General features: G+C 65.9%; 19 protein-coding genes and 2 pseudogenes. 11 read left to right on the forward strand and 10 right to left on the reverse strand.

Going from position 1 to position 23,834, the window contains the following annotated elements; genetic code table 11:
* Positions 1-13: 13 nt before the first annotated feature.
* Positions 14-199: a hypothetical protein gene (locus HV770_RS12720; RefSeq protein ID WP_175160031.1), complete on the reverse strand. Its 186-nt coding sequence runs from the start codon at positions 197-199 to the stop codon at positions 14-16.
* A 42-nt stretch (positions 200-241) separates the two neighbouring features.
* On the opposite strand from HV770_RS12720, the gene HV770_RS12725 reads away from it, so the two are divergent.
* Positions 242-1,105: a polysaccharide deacetylase family protein gene (locus HV770_RS12725; protein ID WP_175160032.1), complete on the forward strand. Its 864-nt coding sequence runs from the start codon at positions 242-244 to the stop codon at positions 1,103-1,105.
* Positions 1,106-1,234: 129 nt separating this feature from the next.
* On the opposite strand, the pseudogene HV770_RS12730 reads toward HV770_RS12725, so the two are convergent.
* From HV770_RS12730 to HV770_RS12740, 3 genes and pseudogenes are all read right to left on the reverse strand, one after another.
* Positions 1,235-1,719 (reverse strand): annotated as a pseudogene (locus HV770_RS12730) (two-partner secretion domain-containing protein); the annotation flags it as partial.
* Positions 1,720-1,986: 267 nt separating this feature from the next.
* Positions 1,987-3,720 carry a ShlB/FhaC/HecB family hemolysin secretion/activation protein gene (locus HV770_RS12735; protein WP_175160181.1) on the reverse strand — a complete coding sequence of 578 codons (1,734 nt, stop codon included), beginning with the start codon at positions 3,718-3,720 and terminating at the stop codon, positions 1,987-1,989.
* Positions 3,721-3,790: 70 nt separating this feature from the next.
* Positions 3,791-6,043 (reverse strand): two-partner secretion domain-containing protein, encoded by a 2,253-nt coding sequence (locus HV770_RS12740; protein WP_175160034.1) that lies wholly within the window; start codon positions 6,041-6,043, stop codon positions 3,791-3,793.
* 446 nt (positions 6,044-6,489) lie between these two features.
* Here HV770_RS12740 and HV770_RS12745 point away from each other — a divergent pair, with 446 nt between their 5' ends.
* From HV770_RS12745 to HV770_RS12755, 3 genes are all read left to right on the forward strand, one after another.
* Entirely contained in the window at positions 6,490-8,577 is a 2,088-nt protein-coding gene (locus HV770_RS12745; RefSeq protein WP_175160036.1) for a putative bifunctional diguanylate cyclase/phosphodiesterase, read from the forward strand.
* A gap of 130 nt (positions 8,578-8,707) precedes the next feature.
* Positions 8,708-9,391 carry a Pr6Pr family membrane protein gene (locus tag HV770_RS12750; protein ID WP_175160038.1) on the forward strand — a complete coding sequence of 228 codons (684 nt, stop codon included), beginning with the start codon at positions 8,708-8,710 and terminating at the stop codon, positions 9,389-9,391.
* 168 nt (positions 9,392-9,559) lie between these two features.
* Positions 9,560-9,835, forward strand: coding sequence for a CsbD family protein (locus HV770_RS12755; RefSeq protein ID WP_175160040.1), 276 nt, complete (start codon positions 9,560-9,562; stop codon positions 9,833-9,835).
* A 201-nt stretch (positions 9,836-10,036) separates the two neighbouring features.
* Here HV770_RS12755 and HV770_RS12760 read toward each other — a convergent pair whose 3' ends face one another.
* From HV770_RS12760 to HV770_RS12770, 3 genes and pseudogenes are all read right to left on the reverse strand, one after another.
* Complete coding sequence (locus HV770_RS12760) at positions 10,037-10,849, reverse strand: exodeoxyribonuclease III (protein WP_175160041.1); 813 nt, start codon at positions 10,847-10,849, stop codon at positions 10,037-10,039.
* A gap of 30 nt (positions 10,850-10,879) precedes the next feature.
* Positions 10,880-11,107 (reverse strand): hypothetical protein, encoded by a 228-nt coding sequence (locus tag HV770_RS12765; RefSeq protein WP_175160042.1) that lies wholly within the window; start codon positions 11,105-11,107, stop codon positions 10,880-10,882.
* 124 nt (positions 11,108-11,231) lie between these two features.
* A pseudogene (locus HV770_RS12770) lies at positions 11,232-11,780 on the reverse strand (3-hydroxybutyrate oligomer hydrolase family protein); the annotation flags it as partial.
* A 195-nt stretch (positions 11,781-11,975) separates the two neighbouring features.
* Here HV770_RS12770 and HV770_RS12775 point away from each other — a divergent pair.
* From HV770_RS12775 to HV770_RS12805, 7 genes are all read left to right on the forward strand, one after another.
* A complete protein-coding gene (locus tag HV770_RS12775; protein ID WP_175160043.1) occupies positions 11,976-12,698 on the forward strand; it encodes a 2Fe-2S iron-sulfur cluster-binding protein in 723 nt (240 codons plus the stop codon).
* A gap of 13 nt (positions 12,699-12,711) precedes the next feature.
* Positions 12,712-13,713 (forward strand): FAD binding domain-containing protein, encoded by a 1,002-nt coding sequence (locus HV770_RS12780; RefSeq protein WP_175160044.1) that lies wholly within the window; start codon positions 12,712-12,714, stop codon positions 13,711-13,713.
* On the forward strand, positions 13,710-15,926 hold the full coding sequence (locus tag HV770_RS12785; protein WP_175160045.1) for a xanthine dehydrogenase family protein molybdopterin-binding subunit: 2,217 nt from the start codon (positions 13,710-13,712) through the stop codon (positions 15,924-15,926). Before HV770_RS12780 ends, HV770_RS12785 begins: the two co-directional genes overlap by 4 nt.
* Before the next feature lie 267 nt (positions 15,927-16,193).
* Positions 16,194-16,781 (forward strand): nucleotidyltransferase family protein, encoded by a 588-nt coding sequence (locus HV770_RS12790; RefSeq protein WP_175160046.1) that lies wholly within the window; start codon positions 16,194-16,196, stop codon positions 16,779-16,781.
* Positions 16,782-16,891: 110 nt separating this feature from the next.
* On the forward strand, positions 16,892-18,430 hold the full coding sequence (locus HV770_RS12795) for a UdgX family uracil-DNA binding protein (RefSeq protein ID WP_175160048.1): 1,539 nt from the start codon (positions 16,892-16,894) through the stop codon (positions 18,428-18,430).
* 309 nt (positions 18,431-18,739) lie between these two features.
* Complete coding sequence (locus tag HV770_RS12800; protein ID WP_175160049.1) at positions 18,740-19,444, forward strand: PIG-L deacetylase family protein; 705 nt, start codon at positions 18,740-18,742, stop codon at positions 19,442-19,444.
* A gap of 40 nt (positions 19,445-19,484) precedes the next feature.
* On the forward strand, positions 19,485-19,721 hold the full coding sequence (locus tag HV770_RS12805; protein WP_147440755.1) for a hypothetical protein: 237 nt from the start codon (positions 19,485-19,487) through the stop codon (positions 19,719-19,721).
* A gap of 72 nt (positions 19,722-19,793) precedes the next feature.
* On the opposite strand, the gene HV770_RS12810 is transcribed toward HV770_RS12805, so the two are convergent.
* Genes HV770_RS12810 through aepX form a run of 3 tightly spaced genes read right to left on the reverse strand, consistent with a single transcriptional unit; the run spans position 19,794 to position 23,780 of the window.
* Positions 19,794-20,861 carry a 2-aminoethylphosphonate aminotransferase gene (locus HV770_RS12810; RefSeq protein ID WP_175160052.1) on the reverse strand — a complete coding sequence of 356 codons (1,068 nt, stop codon included), beginning with the start codon at positions 20,859-20,861 and terminating at the stop codon, positions 19,794-19,796.
* 22 nt (positions 20,862-20,883) lie between these two features.
* On the reverse strand, positions 20,884-22,047 hold the full coding sequence (aepY, locus tag HV770_RS12815; RefSeq protein ID WP_175160054.1) for a phosphonopyruvate decarboxylase: 1,164 nt from the start codon (positions 22,045-22,047) through the stop codon (positions 20,884-20,886).
* Entirely contained in the window at positions 22,044-23,780 is a 1,737-nt protein-coding gene (aepX, locus tag HV770_RS12820; protein WP_175160056.1) for a phosphoenolpyruvate mutase, read from the reverse strand. Before aepX ends, aepY begins: the two co-directional genes overlap by 4 nt.
* Positions 23,781-23,834: the final 54 nt, after the last annotated feature.

Consider the following 23,834-nt stretch of genomic DNA (forward strand, 5'->3'; position numbering starts at 1 on the left):
CAACCGCGCGCGCTCACGGCGAACACGCAAGCGCTCCTGCCCCGGCACGATACAGCAGCGGATTGCCGATCACAAACACCCCCCACTGCGCCGCCTCGTCTTTCATCGTGCTTTCATTTGCAACCATTCCTGACACCCGCGCGCCGCGACGCGCATCAATGGTATCTTTCGCGGCTACGCGTGATGCGCAGGATTTCATGGCCTTCGCGGACGGAAGAAGGCAGACAGGAAGCACGCTTTGATGAACGAATTCTCCACGACGTCGCACGGCGGCGAGCCCGCGCCCGCGCCGCCGCGCCGCTGGCCGCTAACCGGCTATCCCGCGATGCTTGCCGCGACCGCCGCATGGCACGTCATCGTGCTGGCCGGCTGGCTGCTGGCGCCCGCCGCGTGGCTCTGGTGGCTCGCCGCGATCGTCGTGAACCACGCCATTTTCACGGTGACCGGCCTGCTGCCGCGCACTTCGCTGCTGGGTCCGAACTGGACGCGCCTGCCAGCCGGCGCGCGCAACGCGGACGCCATCGCCCTGACCATCGACGACGGCCCCGATCCCGTCGTCACCCCGCAAGTGCTCGATCTGCTCGACACGTTCGGCGTGCGCGCCACGTTCTTCTGCATCGGCGCGAACGTGCAGCGCTATCCGGCGCTCGCCCGCGAGATCGTCGCGCGAGGCCATGCGCTCGAAAATCATTCGCAGGTACACGTGCACACCTTTTCCGTGACGTTGCCAGGCGCGCTCACGCGTGAGATCGACGCCGCGCAACGCACGCTCGAAGCGGTGTGCGGCGAGCGGCCGATGTTTTTCCGCGCCCCGGCGGGCTTGCGCAACATCTTTCTCGAACCCGTGCTGCGCCAGCTCGATTTGCGGCTGGCGGCATGGACGCGGCGCGGCTACGATACACGCGAGCGCGATCCCGGCGTGGTCGCGCGACGGCTGCTCAACGGTCTCGCGGCGCGCGACATTCTGCTGCTGCACGACGGCAATGCCGCACTCACGAGCGAAGGCACGCCGCTGATTCTTGCGGTGCTTCCCAGGGTGATCGATGCGGCGCGGCAAAAACAGTTGCGCTTCGTTACGTTGAGAGAAGCGCGAATCGATGCGTGAAGCGGGCGGGCGCGCTGTTCATCTGCGGCGAGCGCGTCGGTCATCGTGGACGAACTCATGGGCGAAAAATATCTCGAACTGATCGCCTCGCTTTACGAAATGCTGAAGGCGCGCAAGGAAGGGACGATGTCGCGCGATCAGGAACACATCGCCGCCGCTGGAGCTGATTCTGCCCAGGTTGATCACGCTCGCATTCGACTTGCCCGACAGCGTCAATGCATCATCGCCATTCGCGAAAGCGTCGTTGCGCAGATCGAGCGTGGTCGCGACGAACCGGCCGCCCGTGCTGACGACGCCCGACGGTCCCACGACGATCCCTTGCGAATTGATCAGATACACGCTGCCTGTCGCATTCAGGCTGCCGAGAATCGCCGAAGGCGAGCCGGCCGTCACGCGATTGAGCGTCGCGCCGGAGCCGTTGTCGAACATGACGGAGTTGCGCTTGCCGATCGAGAAGCTGTTCCAGTCGATCACCCCGCGAGTCGAGCCGGGTTGCGCGACGAGCAATGCGGTGCCGTTGCGTGTCAACATCCCGGCTCCAGCGACAAAACGGCCGCCTTTCGGCAGGAAAATCCGGCGAGCGGGATACTGATGAGAAGCGCGATGCGCCGCATCGGCCGAATGGCAAACGGAGGTCTCACAGGTCCTCCTTCCGCGCGAGGGCGGAACAGTCGCCACGACCCGCTAAGCCGACCGGGGCCGCGCGAATCGCGGCGTGCAGAGCATTCAGAATAGCAGGCGCCGTCGCAACGGCCGCGACGTCGGCGGCGAAAATCTCGTGGATTCGCACCTTTTTGTAGGATATTTGCGTCTGTGCCGCGAGTCGGCGAAAGCTGCAACGTATGGGCGAATCGCGCGCACGCGGGCCGCCGCCTCGCAAATCAGCTGCCGATCGAAACATACAGCAGCACCATGGGCGCTTTCGATCCACCCGGCGTCGGCGCGCGCAGCGGCACACCGTACGTGCAGCGAAAGTCGACGAACCGCGACCACTGGAAGCGCACGCCCGCGCCGACGCTGGAGAGCGTGCCGCTACTGGTTTCCGCAGGCTGATCGATGCGATTCCAGACGTGCCCGGCATCGAAAAAGACGAAAGCCTGAACGATCGCGCTGCTCGTGCCGAACGGCAGTCCGGGCGCGCGCAATTCGGTCTGTACGTTCCAGCCGCGATCGCCGAGCGCGACGTACGGCGTGTACCCGCGCACGCTGGACTCGCCGCCGAGGCCCATTTCCTCGCTGGGCAACAGGGTGTTCGGCGTCCACTGGAACGCGCCGCTTGCGCTCAGCGTGAAGCCGGCGCCGAGCGCGAAGTTGCGCAGCGCCGCCAGTTGCAGATACATGTAGCGCGCGGTTGCGCCTTGCCGCGCGGCATTGAACGCGGCGTCGTCGTTCTCGCTTGCCAGTGCGCCCGGACTGCCGACGAGTGTCGCGGATGCGTGCGCGCTTCCCGCGTCAGTCGGCTTGCTGATGTCGTAAGTCAACAGGAACTGATGGATGTGGGTGTTCGAGTTGAACACCTGAAAGCCGCCGAATTCCAGATCGTTGTTGCTGCGCTTGAAGTCGTAGCCGAACTGGATCTGCTGCGCCATATCGATCGTGCCGGGCAAACGCCAATCGTAGCGCGCGCTCATCTGCGCGGAGATGCCGGTCTGCCCATAACTGTCGGGCAATCGCGGCGTGCTTTGCGCGTAGACCCCGAACAGTTCGATGCTGTCGCCCCACGGCAGTGGTGCGACGTAGTTCAGCGCATGCGCCATGAAGCGCGCGCGGTTCGGGCGCCCTTCGATATCCGGATTGCCGCTGAAGAAATCGTTGCTGGCGGTGAATTGATACGCGATCTGCTGATCGAGTCCGAACAGGTTCCCGTAGCCGAAGCCCGCGAAGAAGCGATCGCGGCCGAGGTCGGGCACGCCGGCGTTGTCGTAACCCGCGTTCACGCGCAACGGCAGGCGGTCTTCGGTCTCCAGGATGACGTCGGTCGAGTTCGCCGCATCGCCGGGCGTGAAGACCGCGTCCACGCGCCGGTACGGGTTCGCGTTGAGCACGGCAAGCCCCGCCGACACCGCCGATTGCAGGATCGGCCCGCCGGGTTCGAGCGGCATTTCGCGCTCGAGCAGCGCATCGGAAAAGTAGCGGTTGCCGCGAGCGCGAACCTGGCCCAGCCGGAATTCGGCGACCGCGATATGCACGATGCCCGAGCTCACGTCCTGCTCGGGCACGTAGACGTCCACCAGCGGCTTGCCCGCCGCGCGATAGTGCTCGACAACCGCGCGGCGGATCTCGGCAAGACGTGCGAAGCTCAGCGGCCTGTCGAGGTCCGCGTCGAAAGTGTCGAGAAACGAGGCGTCGAGCACCGGCAGATCGATGGCTGCGATGCGCTGCGGCGCAGGCGAAGGCGCCGGCGACTGCGCTGCCACATTGGTTCCAGCGGGCTCGAAGACCAGTCCTTCGAGCCTTCCCACGGCGATCTGCGCGGACTGCGCGCCGGCTTCCGGAGTCTGCTGGGGCGGCGCGCTGCGCGGCGTCGGCGGGGCCGGCTGCGGCGCGACATCCCGCCACGCCTGCGCCGACGCCGGCGAACACCGAACAGCAGCCGCGACGCCTAGCGCGATCAGCGTGAGATGCAGCGGCCCGAGCGCGCGTCGCGATACGCGCGCCGGTTCGGCGCCGGACGATCCGAGCCGGCTAGTGCGCAAGCTGCCAGCGCAGCACGGGGTGGGTCGCACCGGTTGGCATCGCCCATACGCCGTTCGGGCCCATGTCGTAACCGGCGAAGCTGGCGGGGGTGCTCATCTGCGCGGTGGTGAGCCCGTTCGACGGCGGCAGTGTTCCGCCGCTCAGAGCCTGGCCCGTCGTTTCCTTGTTCCAGTACACGTCCGGCGCGAGCGTGCCGGAGCCGAACCCGATCACGCCGTGCGTCGGCATCAGGCGTGTCTGAACCGCGCCGGTGGCGAACGACTGGCTGATCGACCCATCGTTGATGCCAGCCAGCCCGCCGCCGAAGCCCGTCGAATAGGTCGGACTGACGCTGCCCGTCGCATACGACTGCGTGATGGAGCCCAGGTTGTACCCTACGAGCCCGCCATTCGCGTCAGAGCCCGATACCAAAGCACTGCTCCAGGAGCGTTCGATAGTGTTCTCGTTGCGCCCCACCAGGCCGCCGAACGCGGTGCCTTCCTGGGTCGGCTCCGAGGCCACGCCCGTGGTGTGCGCCGCTGTGATCAAGCCCTGGTTGACGCCGGCCAGGATGCCGCTGCCGAGAACGCTCGTGCCGACCGACCCGTTCTCCACGCCCACGTCGCGCAACACGCCTGCCAGTCCGACCACGCCGAACAACCCAGCCGAGTAGTCGTGACTGAAATCGGCGATCTGGACGTTGGCGTTGAGCACGCTATGCCACATGCCGTCGAACTGGCCCGTGAACGGCGTCGTGTGGTTGCCGATCGGCGTGAGCGCCACGCCCGCCGCGTCGACGTCCTTGCCAAGCGCGTAGTTGCCCGCGAGATCTTGCGCCATGTTTTCGAGGTCGGTGACGTTGTTGATGAGCTTGTACGCGGTGATCTGTGTGATCTGGCCGCTGCCCGGCGCGCTGGTCCACGCCGGATTGGCAAGCACCGTACCCGCGCTGTAGCTGCCGTTCATGTCGTAAAGCGCATCGACGATCCCGGTGCTGCGCGACCAGTCGATGACGCCGTGGTTGACGACTGCGCCGCCGTTATCGAGGCTCGCTGCATCGGCTCGCAAGGTCAGGTTGCCGCCGCCCCGATTGCCGATGGTCGCGCCCTGGCCGACCGTCAGCGTGCGATACGCGGCGAGCGTCAGCGACGCGCCTCCCTGCCAGGTGATCCCCGAATTCACGTCGAGTTCGCCGCTGTTGCCGTTTGCGCCCGTCGTTTGCAACTCGACTGACGTACCTCTGCCGAGGCTCGTGGAAAGCGCGCGCGCCGCGTTGTCGTCGACCGTGAAGCCCGCTGTCGACATGTTCCATTGCCCGGCCTTCACCGAGGTGCCGCCAGCGGGGAAGGTGACGGTGTCCGCACTCATGTCGACAGTGCCGCCGGCCGCCTCGATCGAGCCGCCGGGCCGTACCTCGCCATGTCCGGCGACCAGCCAGACGTGGCCGTCGCGCGTGGTGGTGCCGGTCGCACGAATGGCTTCGTGCTTGCCGGCGAGCGCGTAGATGTTGCCGTCCATCGCTTGCAGGTTGACCTGAGCGGCCCGAATCACGCCGTTGTTCTGCAGCGTGCCGCCCGTGCCCGCCTGCACGAACACCTGCTTGCCCGACGCAGAATCCTGCAGCAACACCTGCTGCGCGACGGCCAGTTCGGCCGTCCCGTTCGGCGCGCTGACGGTGCCGCTGTTGACCACCTCGCTGCGTGCGATGAGAAAGACGTCGCCGCCGCTGGACGCAATCTTGCCGAGATTGACGATGCCCGCATTGGCGTGTCCGGAGAACGTCAGCGGTCCGCCGTTCATGAAGGCGGCGCTGTCCGCGTCGAGCGTCGAGGCGACAAAGCGTCCGTTGGTGGAGATCACGCCCTTCGGTCCGACAAGGACGCCCTGCGGATTGATCAAGTAGACGCTGCCGCTTGCGGTGAGCGTGCCGAGAATCGCCGACTGCGAGCCGCCCGTCACCCGATTGAGCGTGGCGCCCCCGGCGTTGGCGAATACGACATGGTTTTTGCCGCCAATCGAAAAGCTGTCCCAGTCGATCACGCCGCGGCCGGAGGTCTGGTTGATCGTCAAGGTGGCGCCGCTGCCGCCGATCGATCCGGTTCCGCGGGCGAAGTGCCCACCGGCCGGCAGCACGCCCGCCGCTCGCGCAGGCGGTGGTGTGACGCAGCACAGGACGGCGGCGGCGGCAATGGGGAGCAACGCGGTGAGCGCGTTGCGGCGACGTACAGGTGCAGCATCTGATACCGGCGGAACATGGTTCATCACGTCTCCTTGTCGCCTGTGGATCGTGTCGCTTGCCGCGCGGGACGTGCAAAGGGCGCGGTTTCGGCTTCCCGCTCGCGTGGGTCCAACCGGCTGCACGTCCACCGGATTATCTACGACGAATGGGGCCATCGCAGCCAGTGGTGCGATCCAGCAACGACGATTTCGGCCTAAACATCTGCGGCATAGGACATGCATCGGTCTCCTTGCGCGACCCTTGGGGAAAGCCCGCAGCCGTTGTGCGATCACGGGCGCCGTGATTCGCGGGACACTGCGCGGCATTGGCAGAGCCGATGTCGATGCAGTCCGTCATATCGTAGCAAGCATAAAGTTGTCCGCGGAATTGTCGATAGCACGATAGAGAGCGTGCCGCCCGCGCCGATCCGGCACGCGGCAAAAAAAAGAAGCAGTCGCAAGAGGCTGCTACGAAACAAGAGAGAGGGCCGATGACTGGTATCTATAACCCGCTGCTGGTCTGGCTGTCGCTGGTAGTGGCATTTCTCGCGTCCTATACGGCCGTGGAGCTGTCCGCCGGCCTGAACGCGCTCGCCAGCGCGAAATGGCGGCCGCTCTGGCTTGCCGGCGGCGCATTGTCGATGGGCCTAGGCATCTGGTCGATGCATTTCATCGGCATGCTCGCCTTCACGCTGCCGGTGGCGATCGGCTACGACCTCGGCATCACCGCCGCGTCGCTGATTCTCGCAATCGGCGTGTCGCTGATCGCGCTGGCCACCGCGAGCCGTGGCGCGCTGTCCCAGCGGCGTCTGTGCGCCGCCGGGACGATCATGGGCGCCGGCGTGGCCGCCATGCACTTCACCGGCATGCAGGCGATGCAGATGTCGCCGGCCATCGAATACACGCCGTGGCGAGTTGTGGTTTCGGTGGGCGTGGCGATTGCCGCGTCGATCACCGCGCTCTGGCTCGCGTTCACGCTGCGCACATCGGGCGTGCAGAACCGCGTGGTCAAGCGGCTCGGCGCGGCCTTCGCCATGGCGATCGCGATCACCGGCATGCACTATTTCGGCATGAGCGCGGCCAACTTCTCCGCCGGCAGCCTTTGCCTGTCCGGCGATAAGCTCGACGCGAACCGGCTCGCGCTGATCGTCAGCGCGACGTCGTTCATCGTGCTGGTCGGCACGCTCGCCTTGCTCGGCTTCCACACGGGCAGCCTGTCCGTCTCGCTGAAGCGCGCGAACCGGCAACTGCACTATCTCGGAACGCACGACGCGCTGACGAATTTGCCGAACCGCCAGCAACTTTCGCTGCGCATCGCACGGGCGGTCGCCGGCTGCGCGCGCGGTGAAGCATCGTTCGCCGTGCTCTTCATCGACCTCGACGGCTTCAAGGCGATCAACGACTCGCTCGGCCACGGCGTCGGCGACGACCTGTTGCAGGTGTGTGCCGAGCGTTTGCGCCAGGACTTGCATCAGACGGACATGGTCGCCCGGCTCGGCGGGGACGAATTCGTGATCGTGGCCGAGGCGTCGTCCGCCGAGGCCACCGCCGCTGGCGTGCTGCGGCGGTTGAGCGAGGAGATCGTCGTCGACGGCTTGCCGCTGCGCGTGAGTGCAAGCATCGGCATCGCGTTCCATCCTCGCGACGGCGGCAATGCCGACGAACTGCTGCATTGCGCGGACGCCGCGATGTACGCCGCCAAACAAAGCGGGCGCAACACGTTCTGCGTGTTCGAGCCGCACATGAACCAGACTGCGCTCAAGTCGCTGATCCTTCAACGCGACCTGCACCGGGCGTTGAGCGACGGTGAACTCAGCGTGTCGTTCCAGCCGAAGTTCCGCGTCGCATCGCAATCGGTGACCGGTGTCGAAGCGCTGATCCGCTGGCGCCATCCCGAACTCGGCGAGATTGCTCCGCTCGAATTCATCCCGCTCGCGGAGCGCTCCGGCCTGATCGTCGACATTGGCGACTGGGTGCTGCGTGAGGTTTGCCGCAATATCGTGCTATGGGACGCGCAAGGGCTGCCTGCGATTTCCGTCGCGGTGAATCTCTCGCCGATGCAGTTCAACGTGCCGGACCTGGTGGCGCGCATCGATGCGCTGCTTGGCGCGGCCGGCGTCGATCCGTGCCGCCTGATGTTCGAGATCACGGAAACGGCGGCCATGCAGAACGTCGAGAAGGCGAGTCGCACGATCGAAACCTTGCAGTCGCACGGCTACACCGTCGCTGTCGACGATTTTGGCACCGGCTATTCGAGCCTCGGCTATCTGCAGCGCTTCAGGTTCGACCAGATCAAGATCGACGGCTCCTTCATGCGCGAGCTCGACGCCGGCGGCGAGCGCGGCGGCGCGTTGCTGTCGGCTGTCGTGGCGCTCGCGCGCGCGTTGCGGATCGAGGTCGTCGCGGAAGGTGTCGAGACGGAGTCGCAATTTCACGCGCTCAGCGAACTGGCCTGCGATCAGGTGCAAGGCTTCCTGTTGAGCCGGCCATTGCCGGCCTCAGAGTTTCTGACATTCCTGCGCGCTTCGGCGGACCGGATTGTCGCCGCCGGCACTGCCTGCGTCGCGCCAGCGGTATGAGGTGCGCGGCGCCTGGCAACGCAGCACACCGTCAATTTTTACCCGGTATTTATTAGCGTGGCTGCGAGCGATGCGGCCGCGCCGGGCGGGTTCTTCAACACCGCTGCAAAGCGTGTATAAAATCGCACGCATGCGCCCTATCCCTCATCAGCAGCGGGAGCCCGAGCTTCCGCTGCATACGCCCAGCGTTTCGTCGGTGACATTGGCCGCGGTGATCGCCGCGATTAGCTGGATCGCGCTCGTCGCGCAAGCCAACGTCACGATCGACCGCACGCTCGCCCGCGGGCTGACCGTGTTCGACGGCCTCGCCCGCATGAGCAGCTACCTCACCAATCTGACGGTGCTCGCGTGCGCGATCTGCTTTACCTGCGTGGCGTTGCGCAAGCATCGCGCGCCGCTCGTACGTTTTTTCCGGCAGCCCACCGTCGTGACGGCGGTGGTCGTGTACATGGTCTTCGTCGGGATTGCATATAACCTGCTGTTGCGCGGCTGGTGGTCGCCCGCGCCGCTCAGACGGCTGCTCACCGAATCGCTGCATAGTGTGCTGCCGATGCTCACCGCGCTCTACTGGGTGCTGTTCGTGCCGCGTTTTCATTTGCGGTGGCGCCACTGTCTGTTGTGGCTGATCTATCCGCTGACGTATCTAGGCGTCACGTTCTGGCGCGGCAGTCTGTCGGACTTCTATCCCTACCCTTTCATCAACGTCGACGAACTCGGCATCAGGCATGTGATGGTCAATGCCGCGCTGCTGTTCGGCGGCTTTCTAATGTTGATGGCGGCGTTCGTCGGCATCAATTCCCGGCGGCGACGCTGACCCTCATTCCGCTGCCCCCATTCGTTTGCGGTGCGGGCGCGCTTTTTGCGCGCTGTTCGCTGGACGTAAGCTGCCTGCGGTGCGGGGCGGCCTACGCGACCCTTGTGTGTGACGCCGTTGCAATTGCAGCGCGCTCGCACGTAAATATGACAATGGGAGCACATTCGTATGGACACCAATTCAGCGGAAGGCGCAGTAAAGGAAGTTGCGGGCAAGGTTCAGGGCGCGGTCGGCGACGCGATCGGCGACGCTAGTACGGAACTGGCCGGCAAGGCTAAGGAACTCAGCGGCAAGGCGCAGCAACTTTGCGCGAGCACGACGAGTCTGGTGCGCGACACAACGGCCGAAAGCCCCTTTACCACCCTCGCGGTGGTCGCGCTCGCCGGATTTGTCGCCGGTGCGATCTGGTCGCATGGCGCCGGGAATCGCGACTATCGCCGGTAGCCGGTAAGCACGGCTGGACTGGCGTGACGGCGATCTGCCTGCAAGGGGATCGCCTGATCCGCGTGGAGGCGCCGCTTTGAATCGCCCCGCCTTTTGAAGCGTATCTATGCGTCGGTTCTGCGAGTCGCGCGCGTTGCTCCCGAGCGTTGTCTCGCGGCCAGCTGCGTGGATTGGTGTGGCCTCGGAACTACTCGCCCCTCGTCACGACCCGCCCTTCTTCTTGCGTCCGCTACCCATCTCCAGTTCCACCCAGGTCGGTGCGTGATCGCTTGCGTGCGGTTCGCCGCGCACCCAGCGGTCGACGCCCGCATCGCGCAAACGCGGAGCAAGATCCGCGCTCAACAACAGGTGGTCGATTCGCAAGCCCGAGTTCGTATCCCAATGACGGCGAAAATAATCCCAGAACGTGTAGACCCGTTCGTCGCCGAAGTGCGTGCGTAGCGCGTCGGTCCAGCCCTGCGCGAGCAGCCGCCGATAACGTTCGCGGCTCTCCGGTTGCAACAGCGCGTCCTTCAGCCATGAACGGGGGTTATAGATGTCCTCGTCGGTGGGCACGACGTTGAAGTCGCCCGCCAGCACCACCGGATGGCCGCTCTTGAACAGCTTCGCTGCATGCGTGATGAAGTGATCGAACCACGCGAGCTTGTAGTCGAACTTGGGGCCCGGTTGCGGATTGCCGTTCGGCAGATACAGGCAAGCCACCAGCACGCCGCCAGTTGCCGCCTCCAGATAACGGCTGTGCGTGTCGTCCTCGAAGCCGGGCAGGCCGCGGCGGTTCTCGAGCGGCGCATCGCCCTTCGACAGAATCGCCACGCCGTTCCATGCGCTCTGTCCTTGCCAGATGGCACCGTAGCCCGCGTCGCGCAATTGCTCGACGGGAAACGCGCTGTCGACCGCCTTGAGTTCCTGCAGACACACGATGTCCGGCGCTTCACGCTCCAGCCATTGCAGCAGTGCAGGCAATCGCGAACGGATGCCGTTGATGTTGAACGTCGCAATTCGAAGCTTCGCCACGGTGTGTTCTCCCTAGGCCGGTCCTTCCTGTCACGCGCTTCGTTCTGCCGCGACGTCGCACCATTCGATCGCCCACGACCTCGCGCATGCAATGGCATCGGCTTCGTTGGCGAAGGAATCGATGTCGCCGGAATCATGCGACTGCACGTGTTCTTTTTTTTGCGGCACGCGCGTGATTCTCGCTCTCGCGTAGTAGGCGCCGTCTTCCGCATGGCGTGCGCGGCAGTCGATGTGGAAATGCCTGTAGTCGAACTGCATGAACTCTCCTGTCGACAGTCGCTGTGAATGAACTACCTCTGTTCAGCGGTAGCATCGGCTGTACCTGCACGGATGCAATAAGCGAAGCCGCGCGCAACGCCATCGCACCCGAAACATGCACCCCTCAATTCGGCAGGTTCACCGCCCCGCCCGCCGCGGTGATCGCGTTGCTTCCCGGGCTCACCGCAATCGCCGGCAAATTCACCGCGCTCAGCGGGGGCGCTGCACCAGCCACGCCGCCACGCGGTACCGTGTTAATCACCTGCGATGGCGGCAGCGGCGTGCCGCTCTTCAGATGACTCCACATCAGATTGAGCGCCTGCAGATTGTAGTAATGCAGCGGCACGAAGCGCGTATCGAAACCGGCCACGCTGAGAAACGCGTCGAAGTGCTGAGCATTCGTCACTTCGTAGAACGACAGCTTGCTCGCGCCGCCCTCGGTTAGCTGATTCATCCCGAAGTACGGCCGCGACGCGTGATTGATCTGCACCAGCGCATCCGCGCGGCCCTGCACCATAATCGTCGGCTTGCCGTGCAGATTCGCATTCATGCGAATGGCGTCGACACTGCCGCTCAGCGCGCCGCTGGTCCACAGAGCACGTAGACATGCGGCGCCCGCGTAGCTCGCATCGGCGGTCGCCAGCCGATGATCCGCCGCGCCGAATGCTCCCGCGCCATCATCACGACAGCCGAAGTACGCATAGGCGACGCAACGCGTGAATCATCTTTGCTGTCTCCGTCATTTTCTAATACCGTTGTAGCTGCAACGGCACCGAACTTGCGGCGTCAGCTTCGTTGGAACGCGACGCTTCGGATACCGATGCATCGCTAGCCTGCATTGACCTTTCAATGGAGTCAACAGAACGTCATGTCCACGCATAACGATTGTCAGGATTCAGGCGCTTCAGACGCCACTCCACAGCAACCCGCACGCCGCCGCTTTCTGCAATCGGCCGCCGCTGCCGCGACGGTCGGCGCGGCGCCGCATCTGCGCGCGCAAACCCAAACGCCGGCCGCGCCGCCGGCGCAACTCAACCAGGCCGTGCCGCCGCGCCGGGTCACGCTGACCGTCAACGGCCGCGCCTATACGCTGCAACTCGAACCGCGCGTCACCCTGCTCGACGCGCTGCGCGAATACGCAGACCTGATGGGCACGAAAAAAGGCTGTGACCGGGGTCAGTGCGGCGCCTGCACGGTGCTCGTCGAGGGCCGCCGCATCAATTCGTGTCTGACGCTCGCCGTGATGCACGAAGGCGAAAACATCACCACCGTGGAAGGACTCGCGGCCAACGGCGCATTGAGTCCGATGCAGCGCGCGTTCATCGAACACGATGCGTTCCAGTGCGGCTACTGTACACCGGGGCAGTTGTGTTCCGCGACGGCTCTGCTGAACGAATTTCGCAACGGCACCGCGAGCACCGTGACCGCCGATGTCCGCAGCCGTCCCGCCCAACTGTCCGACGAAGAAATCCGCGAACGGATGAGCGGCAACATCTGCCGCTGCGGCGCCTACGCGAACATCGTGGCTGCGGTGCGCGCAGTGCATGACGGCGGTGGCTCGACCGGCGCCCCCCAACCCGGCACCGCCTGACGGAGCGACCAGCATGGATGCAATCTCTTACGAACGCGCTGGCGACGTCGCCAGCGCAGTGCGCGCGGTTCAGCAACCGGGCGCGGTCTTCATCGGCGGCGGCACGAATCTGCTCGATCTGATGAAGGGCGGTGTCGCGAGACCGATGCGGCTCATCGATATCACGCACATCAGCGGACTCGATACGGTGACGACGCTGCCCGACGGCGGCATCCGCATCGGCGCACTGGTGCGCAACAGCGATGCGGCGAACCACGCGCTGGTGCGCGAGCAATACCCGTTGCTGTCGAAAGCGCTGCTCGCGGGCGCGTCGTCGCAGTTGCGCAATATGGCGACAGTCGGCGGCAATCTGCTGCAACGTACGCGCTGCGGCTACTTCTACGACACGGCCTTCACACAATGCAACAAGCGCATGCCCGGCAGCGGCTGCGCGGCGCTCGGCGGCCACAATCGCACGCATGCGATTCTCGGCGCGAGTGCTCAATGCATCGCGGTGAATCCTTCGGATATGAGCGTGGCGCTGGCGGCGCTCGAAGCCGTCGTGCGCGTGAGCGGTCCCAACGGCGAACGCACTATCGCGTTCGCCGACTTCCACCGCCTGCCCGCCGAGCGACCCGACATCGATACCACGTTGCAGCCCGGCGAACTGATTACCGCGGTCGATCTGCCGCCGCCGCTCTTCAGCGCACATTCGCATTATCTGAAAGTGCGTGACCGCGCCAGTTACGCATTCGCGCTGGTGTCGGTGGCCGCCGCTTTGCAAATGGACGGCGAGCGCGTGAGGACCGCGCGCATCGCGCTCGGCGGCGTCGCGCACAAGCCGTGGCGCGCGAGCGTCGCCGAACAGATGCTCAACGCTCAGCCGCTCACGCAGGCGACGTTGAACAACGCCGCCGCCGCCGCGTTGAGGGACGCACGTCCGCAGCAAGACAACCGTTTCAAGGTGCGGCTCGCGCAACGCGCGATCGTGCGCGCAGTCAACCAGGCCGCGGGCCGCGCGGGAGGTGTCGCATGAATCTGATCGGTCAGCCGGTCGACCGCGTCGACGGTCTGCTCAAAGTCACCGGCGAAGCACGCTATGCCGCCGACTTCCCCGAAGCGCGTCTCGCGCATGCGGTGCTCGTCACCAGCACGATTGCGAGCGGCACGATCGCGTCGATCGACGCAAGCCGCGCGCAGGCGCTGCCCGGCGTGCTGCTCGTGATGACGTATCAGAACGCGCCGCGTCTGCCGAACGGCGGCAGGCCCGCGCTCGCGCCCCCCGCTGGCAGGCGGCTGTCGCTGCTGCAGGACAACCAGGTTCACTACAGCAACGAGCCGGTCGCGGTGGTGGTCGCCGACACGCTCGAACATGCGACCGACGCCGCGCGTCAATTGCGCATCGTCTATCAGGCGAGTGCCGCGACCTTGGACTTCGCGCAGGCCAAACCGAACGCGCACGCGCCGGACAAACCGCAAGGCCGCCAGACCGACACGCAACGCGGCAGCTTTGAAGACGGCATGCAAAGCGGCGCGGTCCATGTGAGCGCGACGTACACCACGCCCATCGAGCATCACAATCCGATGGAGCCGCACGCCACGATGGCGCGCTGGGACGGACCGCAACTCACGCTCTACGATTCGACCCAAGGCGTGAGCAACGCGGCGCAAGCGGTGGCCAAGGTATTCGGCATCGCGCCCGGCGACGTACGTGTGATCTCGCCGTTCATCGGCGGCGGCTTTGGCTGCAAGGGCTCGTCGTGGTCGCATGTGTCGTTGTGCGCGATGGCAGCGAAACAGACGGGGCGTCCGGTGCGCCTCGTGCTCGAACGGCCGCAGATGTTCGGGCCGGTCGGCGCGCGTCCGCACACCGAGCAGCACTTCACGATCGCCGCCCGGCACGACGGCACGCTCACCGCCATGCGTCACGACAGCTTCTCCAACACCTCGACGATCGAAGACTGGACCGAGACCTGCTGCATGGTCACGCGAATGCTGTACGCGGTGCCCAACCAGGTGACGACGCATCGCCTCGTGCCGCTCAATCTCGGCACGCCGACCTTCATGCGCGCGCCAGGCGAAACCACGGGTTCGTTCGCGCTCGAATCGGCGATGGACGAACTCGCGGCCGCATTGAAAATGGACCCGCTGGCGCTGCGCATCAAGAATTACGCGGAGGCCGATCCCCAGGACAACAAGCCGTGGTCGGGCAAGTCCTTGCGCGAGTGCTATCAGATCGGCGCGGAGAAATTCGGCTGGTCGCGCAGAAGCGCCGCGCCACGCTCGATGCGCGCGGGCCGCACGCTGATCGGCATGGGCATGGCGACCGCGACCTATCCGGCCAACCGCAGCGAAGCGGCGGCCATCGCAAGGATTCTGCCGGACGGCACGGCGATGGTCGCGTCCGGCACGCAGGACATCGGCACCGGCACTTACACGGTGATGACCCAGGTGGCCGCCGACACGCTCGGCTTCGAGCCGGAGAACATCCACTTCGCGCTCGGCGATTCGACGCTGCCGCGCGCGCCCGTATCGGGCGGCTCGCAGTCGGCGGCGAGCGTGTCGCCCGCTGTGCGCGAAGCGGCCAGCCAGGCGCGCAGCCAGTTGATCGCGCTGGCGCTGGCGGACCCGGCTTCGCCGGTACACGGTATCGCGCCCGACGACATCACCGTGGATAACGGCTGGGTGGTAAGCCGCTCGCAGCCGGGCAAACGCGATCCGGCCGCGGCCATCATCGCGCGCTCGGGCGGCAAGCCGATCGAGGCGACCTCGACGGTCAAGCCCGGCGACGAGAAGCAGAAGTATTCGTTTCACTCGTTCGGGGCGGTGTTCGTCGAGGTACATGTCGACGCAGAACTCGGGACGATTCGCGTGCCGCGGGTGGTCGCGGTGTACGACGTGGGCCGCGTGCTCAATCACAAGACTGCGCACAGCCAGATGATCGGCGGCATCGTGTGGGGCATCGGCGCGGCGCTGCAGGAAGAGTCCACGGTGGACACGCGCTTTGGACGCTTCACCAATGCGAATCTCGCGGAGTACCACGTGCCGGTGAATGCGGATATCGGCGCGCTCGATATCACATTCATCGATCGGCCCGATCCGTATATCAACTCGCTCGGCGTGCGCGGGATAGGCGAGATCGGCATTACGGGGGTGCCGGCGGCAATCGCGAACGCGGTGTATCACGCGACCGGGGTACGGGTGCGGGATTTGCCGCTCACGTTGGACAAGGTGATGGGAATGGGCTGATTGTTTGCGAGCGGCAGCGGGGGGCGCCGGTTGGTTGTGACGGCGGGCATGCGCCTCGGGTTGAGTTTCGCCGATACGCGGGCTGAGCCGCGCTCGTCAATCGTCCCTTCGCTGCGACGACAATCGCGCCGCACCACAATAACGCGGCGCCGCGCTTCACGTCCGCCTGCAAGCGGCGCAGCCAGGCGCCATGCATCCACATTGGCGCTTGCCTGCGACCGCGTTGCATCGCACAATCGGCCTCATTCTCTCCACCGGTGCCCGTCCATGGCCTACGCCTCGCTCGCCACTGGCGTGTTGCTCGCCGCCGGTTTCGGTTCGCGCTTCGATCCGGACGGCCTGCACAACAAACTCCTTGCCCGGATGCCCGATGGCACGCCGGTCGCTCACGAAGCCGCGCATCGACTGCTACACGTCGTGACGCGGGTGCTGGCCGTGGTGCGGCCGGGTTCGGACGCCCTCGCGCGCCTCTTGAACGACGCCGGCTGCGACGTGGTATTCGCGTCCAACGCCGAACGCGGCATGGGCGCGAGCCTCGCCGCCGGCATCGAAGCGAGCGACGACGCCGAGGGCTGGATCGTCGCACTCGCGGACATGCCGCGCATCGCCACCTCGACCATCGAGACCGTGGCAATCACGCTCGACAAGGGCGCATCCTTGGTCGCGCCGTTTTATCAGGGACAGCGCGGGCATCCGGTCGGCTTCGGCATCGAGCATCGTGAGGCGCTGCTGGCGCTCAATGGCGACACCGGCGCGAAATCCTTGCTGATGTCGCAGAGGGTGACGAAGGTGGAGGTCGACGACCCGGGGATTTTGCGGGATGTGGACACACCGGAGGATTTGCGCAACGTCTAGCGGTGAATGGGCGGCGTGCAGGTGCCGCTAGCGGTGCGGGCTTGATCCCGGCGCGGAGTTGGGCGCATACTGTATATCCATACAGTATTTTGGCCGCATGGCGCGTCCGCATGAAGCGCATTCCGATCGAACCGTCTTTTGCCGCATGGCGCCGCGCGGCGCGGGAACTGCTGCGTCAGGGTATCGAGCCGGGGTCGATCGAGTGGGTCGAGGTTGAAGGCGAGATGGCCGGAGAAGACGAGTCGGAGGCTGGGCGAGATGCGCGGCTTCCCGGCGTGGCGAATAGGGCGGATGCAGCGGGTTGCGTGGAATCTGCCGGGTCCGCCCGCCAGAGAATCGCAGATACCGCCGTCCCCGAGGGCCTGACCACCGTCCCTCCCCTCACGGCTCCGGCCATCGCCCGCGATCTCCTCGCCCAATTGCAGACGGCGTCCTGCTTCCGCGCGCCGGATCGCTGGTCTCTGCTTTATCGCGTGCTGTGGCGCTGGACGCGCGGCGAGCGCCACGTCGTCGATCCGGCCGACCCCGACGGCGCGCAACTCGCGCTGCGCGTGCAGTCGATCGAACACGAAACCGAAGAGCTGCTGAGCTTCACGCGCTTCAGACGGCGTGACCCCTCCATGGGCTTGCCCGAATTCGTCGGCTGGTACGAGCCGCAGCACGATCTGCTAAAGCGCACCGCCGCAAGGTTCGCCCGACCCATGGGCGACTCCACGTGGATGCTGGCCACTCCGCACGGCGCGGTGTTCTGGAACGGCATGCTGTTGCGTATCGACCGGTCCGCAACGGAAGAAAACCAGCCGGCCGCGCACGCTGTGCCGCCCGACGTCATGGCAGGTGAAGCCGCCACCAGCGAGCCCACCGAAGCCCTCTGGCTCGCCTACTACGCGAGCGTCGTCAATGCGCTGCCGACCCCGGCGAGGCTCTCCTACTGGCGCGCGCCGCCCGCCGGTCCGCCGCTGCCCGCGCACCTCGCGCGCATGCGCAGCCGTCTCGGCGCGCAAGCCACCGCGGTCACTGTGCCGGAGACGCCGCCGCTCGAGTATTCAGCGCTTACGCCGCCCCTGCGTGAGACGGTTGGCCCGCTCGCCGCGTGCCGGCGTTGCGCGCTGTGGCGCAACGCGAAGCAGGCCGTCGCCGGTGCCGGGCCGGCTCACGCGACGATCATGGCCGTCGGCGAACAGCCCGGCGAACATGAAAATCAGCACGGCGAACCCTTTACCGGACCCGCCGGCCAACTGCTGGACGCGGTGCTCGCGCGCGCCGGTCTCGACCGCACGGCGCTGTATCTGACCTATGCCGTCAAACACTACAAGTGGGAAACGTTCGACCAGCAGCGAATCCACCGCACCCCGGAGCGCCGCGAGGTCGAAGCTTGCCAGCACTGGCTCGAACAGGAACTGACGCGCGTCGCGCCGCGCGTAATCGTGACGCTTGGCGCGACCGCGCTGAAAGCGCTGACCGGCGCGCACGTCAATCTGTCCGAATATGTCGGGCAGACGATTGCCCATCGTGGACGCCTGATCGTGCCGACGTGGCATCCGGCATATGCGCTGAGAACGGCAGACACGCGCTTGCGCGCGGACATCGTGGAGAACATCGTGGCGGCATTCAGCCGGGCAGCGGCGCTGGCGGTGGAGGGCGGGTAGTTGCCCGAGCATGCCGGACGCTTAGCGCCTTATCCACCGACCCACCGACGAAGATCCGTCGCCACCCGAACCAACGGTGAGCAAATTCAGGAGCCGTACTGGGCAACCGGTGAGCCTCTACGGGAGCCCGCGAAACACAGCCCGCTCAGCCAGCCAAATCCAGGCACACCACTTGCGGCCCCACAACCGCCGCGCAAGTCGCATCGATTCCGCCTAAGCTGATGTGAGCCCATGTTTTCCGCGCGGACCGGCCTTGAGAGCTCTGGCTTACGCGTTAGCCGGCCGCCCGCGCCCAACCCTACCGCCCCAATGAGCGAAACCAGCCCACGCCTGTTCATCGTCTCGCCCCATTTCGACGACGCCGTCTTCAGCTGCGGCGCATTGCTCGCCGCTCACCCCGACGCCTCGGTTTGCACGGTATTCGCCGCGCCGCCGGAGCACGAGATGCATACCGAATGGGATCAGAAGTCGGGTTTTGCGAATGCCTACGAAGCCGTGCACGAGCGCACGCTGGAGGACAACCGCGCGCTCGAGGTGCTCGACGCGATTCCGCTGCGCATGCCGTTTCGCGACAGCCAGTATGCCGACTCGCCGTCGATCAGCCGGATGGCCGCGATGCTCGAAGAAATCATTTATCGCAGCACCGCGAATACGCTGCTGATGCCGCTCGGCCTCTATCACGACGATCACGTGCGGGTCTTCGAAGCCTGCTGCGAAATCCTGCCGCGGCTGTCGCATCTGGTCTGGTTCGGCTACGAGGAAGCGATTCACCGGCGCACGCCCGGCGTCGTGCAGGCGCGCCTCGCCGATCTCGCGCAGCGCGGCATCGTGGCGACGCCGGCGCTTCCGAGTGCGGCGCATACGATCGACGTCCAGCGCCGCGCGCAACTCAAACGCGAGGCGGTCAATGCGTACGCCAGCCAGTTGCGCGCATTCGGCGCGGGCAATTACGACGACGTCTTCGCCACCGAGCGTTATTGGCAGCTCAGCGTAGGCCGTCGCGCGAGAAAGTGACGACGGTGAGACGCGCGGTGCGCAGCAAAAACGCCTACGCTTGAAGAGGATTGCCGGCATCGGTCCGATGCGCGGATTGTCCGAAGCGCCGGAACCGCATGCGTTTCAACTACAGGGTGATGCGATGAGCTACGACATGCATACCAGTCCGATTCCCGACCCGAATGCCGATCCGAACCGCGACCCGGAAGCCGACCCGCTGGTGCCGCCGTCGCCCGGTCATCACGTGGAGGAGCCGCAGCGGCCCGACGGGCCGCCTGACAAGGATCCGGTGTGACCGCAGCAGCGCATGGCAGCGCAGCGCGCGGGGCGGTGCAAAGCCGCCGCACGCTGCGCTGCGGCACCTCAATCAACGCGTGAGTTCGGTGAAGCCCTGCAGCAAACGGTCGATGTCGCCGGCGTGGATATTGCCCATCGTCGAAATGCGGAACAGTTCGGCCGACAAGCCGCCTTGGCCCGCGTAGATGACGAAGCCGCGCGCCTTCAGCGCGTCGTGCAATTGCGGATATGTGACGCCATCCGGCAACTGGTACGCGCGCAGCACCACCGACGATTGCTCCGCCGGCAACACGCTGCCGATGCCCCGCTCGGCGAGCCCCGCCCGCGCCCGTTCGGCAAGCGCCGCATAACGTGCATGACGCGCGCGCCAGCCGCCTTCGTCGGCGAGTTCGCGCAGCGCTTCGACGAGCGCGTAGTACGCGTGAACCGACGGCGTGAACGGCGTGTTGCGCTGGTCCTGCAAACGCGCGAGCCGCCCGAGATCGAGGTAGTACGTGCGGCTCGCCCCCTGCGCGAGCGCCGCGCGCCGCACCAGCACGAACGACGCGCCCGGTACCCCGTGCAGACACTTGTTCGCGGTGGCCGCGACCGCGTCGAGACTGGCATCGGCGAAATCGATCGCTTCGGCGCCGAAGCTGCTCACGCCGTCCACCAACAGACGCAAACCGCGTGCGCGGCACAGCGCGCCGAGCGACGCGAGGTCGTTCAGACGGCCCGTGGTCGTTTCGTGATGAATCACCGCCACGTGCGTGAACGCCTTGTCCGCATCGAGGCGTTCGGCGATCTTCGCGAGATCCGGCGCGTGCATCCAGTCGTGCTTCAGCGATTCATGCGCGATGCCGTATTGCGTGGCGATCTGCGAAATGCGCTCACCGTACACGCCGTTTTCCACCACCAGCAGCTTGCCGTTTTGCGGCACCAGCGCGGCGGTCATGCTTTCGACGGCAGCCGTGCCGGAGCCGGTCATCAACACCGCCTGCCATTCGCTCGCATCGAGACCGTACAGATCGACGAGCCGCGTGCGGGCCTCTTCCTGCAAGTCGAAAAACTCGCTTTCGCGATGGCACAGATCCGTCTGCAACAGGCTATGGCGAACACGTTCGGTGAGCGTCACCGGGCCGGGATTGAGCAGCAGCATGGGCGCTCCTTTTACTGTGACTTCAAGCGGCGCCGATGTGGCGCATCAGGCGCGTCTTCACATCGGGCGGGGTGATGGTGGGACGCGGCAGGCCGTCCGGCGTGCCGCGGCGAATCGCGAGGCGCACGAAGCGCGGGCCGTCGAGCGGCGGCGCGTCGAACACCTGGTCGAGCACCGCGGCGTCGTCGCTTTCCACCGCCGACGCATAACCGCACGCCGCGGCCACGCCCGCGAACGACACTTGCGACGACACCGTCGCCTGGCCGCCGGTCGAGTCGTGCGCGCCGTTGTCGAGCAGCACGTGCGTGAGATTGCCCGGACCGTAAGCGCCGAGCGTGGCGAACGCGCCCATGCGCATCAGCGCGGCGCCGTCGCCGTCGAGCGCGACCACGTGCAAATCGGGACGCGCGAGCGCGAGCCCGAGCGCGAACGGCGTCACGCAGCCCATCGAGCCGACCATGTACAACTGGTTCGGCCGGTCGTCGATCGCATAGAGTTCGCGGCCGCAAAATCCGGTCGACGCGAGTACGACTGTCGATTCAAGTGGCGTGTGCGCGATGACCTTCTGCAACGCGTCGTGACGCGAAGCCAGTTCGCCCGCCGCGACGTCATGGCACTGCGAGCGCGGCACCACCGGCGCACGGCGCGCACTCGCGCCGCCGTCTTTCAGCGCGTACGGCGCCACGCTGCCCTTCTGCATCACGAGCGCATACGGGCGGCCGGTTTCATCCATGTGCGCGATCGCGCGATCCAGCGCCGGGCCGATCGCGTCGGCCTCGGTCGGGAAGGTCTCCCAGGGAATCTCCATCGTGTCGAGCATCGCGGGCGTGACCGGACCCATCAGCGCGTGCTGCGGTTCGTCGGCGACACCCGGCTGGCCGCGCCATGTGACGATCAGCAATTGCGGCAGACGGAAGGTCCACGTGAGCGAAGTCAACGGGCTCACGGCGTTGCCGAGCCCTGAGTTCTGCATCATCGTGATGCCGCGCCGGCCGTTCTTCGCACCCAGCGTGACGCCCGCGATCAGCGCGACCGCATCGCCTTCGTTGGCCGCCGACAGGTAATGCAACGACTCGTCCTGCAACACGTAGTTGATGAAGGGCGTCAGATACGAGCACGGCACCCCTGCGTACCAGTCGAAGCCGCGATCGCGTGCCGCCTCGACGAACTGTGCTGCCTCGATCATTGCGCGGCTCCATTCGTGGCGCGCTTCGCCGCACTTTGCCCGGGGTTGCCGGCCGCCGCCGCGAACGGCGCTTGCGCATGCGCGAAGTCGCCCGCGCGGCGGAAGTCGTCGAGATCGTTCACGCCGCGCCAGTGGCCGTGTACGTATTGCACCTCGATCGATTCACCCGCTTCGATCAGCGCGTTGAGCAGCGCGGGCATATCGAGCGAAGCGAAATCGGCGCGTGCTTGCAACTCGCTCATCACCGCCTGCAGACGCTCGCGGCCTGCGCCGCGCACGTTCAGCAGACCGACCCAGCGGCCATGCGGCGCTTGCGCGGCAATCTCCGCCGATGCGTTCTGTCCGCTCGACACATGGCGCAGCACGACCTTGTTACCGAACAGGCCGCGATCGTCGGCCGCCGAGCACCACGCGAAATCGCGCACGCTTGCGTTTTCCGTGTCGGTCAGCGACGAATCCACCACCACGCTGAACGCGGCTTCGCTTTCCACGAGGTCGCGCAGGATGTAGCTGCGGAACAGCAGATCGCCGTACGAGACGACCGTGTCGCCGCTCAGCTTGTCGAGCGCGCACGCGAGCGACGCGAGTTCGCCAGTTTGCTCATGCTGTTCGTTGACGACGAGCTTGATGCCCGCCGTCTCGATCGCATCGGCGCGATAACCGCCGACCACGGTGATGTCGTTGACGCCCTGTTTCTTGAACGAGTCGACGAGCCAGCGCAGCAGCGGCTTGCCCGCGATCGGCAGCATGACTTTCGGCCGGTCTTCGGTGACGGCTTCGAGGCCCTTGCCGCGGCTCGCGGCGAGCACGACGGCGGCGCCGGCCGCGCGGCCGCTCGACAGATAGCGGTCTTCGGCTTCGGAATATTCGTCGGCGTCCTGCAAACGGAAAATTTCGTTGACGGCGGCAATGCTGTCTTCGACGTTCACGAGTGTCTGGCTCGAATGAATTTCCTTCGCCACGGCCTGCATCGCCGAGGTCGCCGAGCGGATCAGATGATTCGCCCAGATCACGGTGCTGATGCCCGCTTCGCGGAACACTTCGGTCGGCGTGCTGTAGTACTTCGTCGGCACGATTACGAGCGGACCGCGCCCGGCCCATTCGCGCGCGAATTCGAGAATTTCATCGGGACGCGAGAGCTTGCTGTGAATCAGGATCGCGTCCGCGCCGGCTTGCCGGTAGGCTTCCGCGCGACGCAGCGCCTCGTCCATGCCCCAGCCCGCGATCAGCGCTTCGACGCGCGCGACGATCGAGAAATTTTCGTCGGACTGCGAGTCCTTGCCGGCTTTGATCTTGCCGCAGAACTCGTCCATGTCGGCGAGCGGCTGCGCTTCGCCGTTGATGAAGCTGTTGGTCTTCGGGAATTGCTTGTCTTCGATACAGACGCCGGCGATGCCGCGCTGTTCGAGCTTGCGCACGAGGCGGCGCACGTTGTTGAAGTTGCCGTAGCCGGTGTCGCCGTCGAGCAGGATCGGCAGGTCGCTCGCGTCGGCCATGAATTCGAGGGTGTCGACAACTTGCGTCCAGCTTGCTTCGTTGTTGTCGCGCACGCCATATTGCGCGGAAATCGCAAGACCCGAACCCCAGATCGCCTTGAAGCCGGCTTCACGGACGATGCGCGCTGACAGGCCGTTATGGGCCTCCATCATGAATTCGAGTTCGTTGCTAAGAAGCATCTGGCGCAGACGTGCGCTGCGGGATACGGAGACGAAGGCGGGTTGGCGGGCGTTCATTTTCTACTCCTGATAGCGGGCTTATTGGTGCTCTTTTTGCCCGGCTGGCGACTG

The organism is Paraburkholderia fynbosensis (assembly GCF_902859935.1).
GTDB classification, from domain to species: domain Bacteria; phylum Pseudomonadota; class Gammaproteobacteria; order Burkholderiales; family Burkholderiaceae; genus Paraburkholderia; species Paraburkholderia fynbosensis.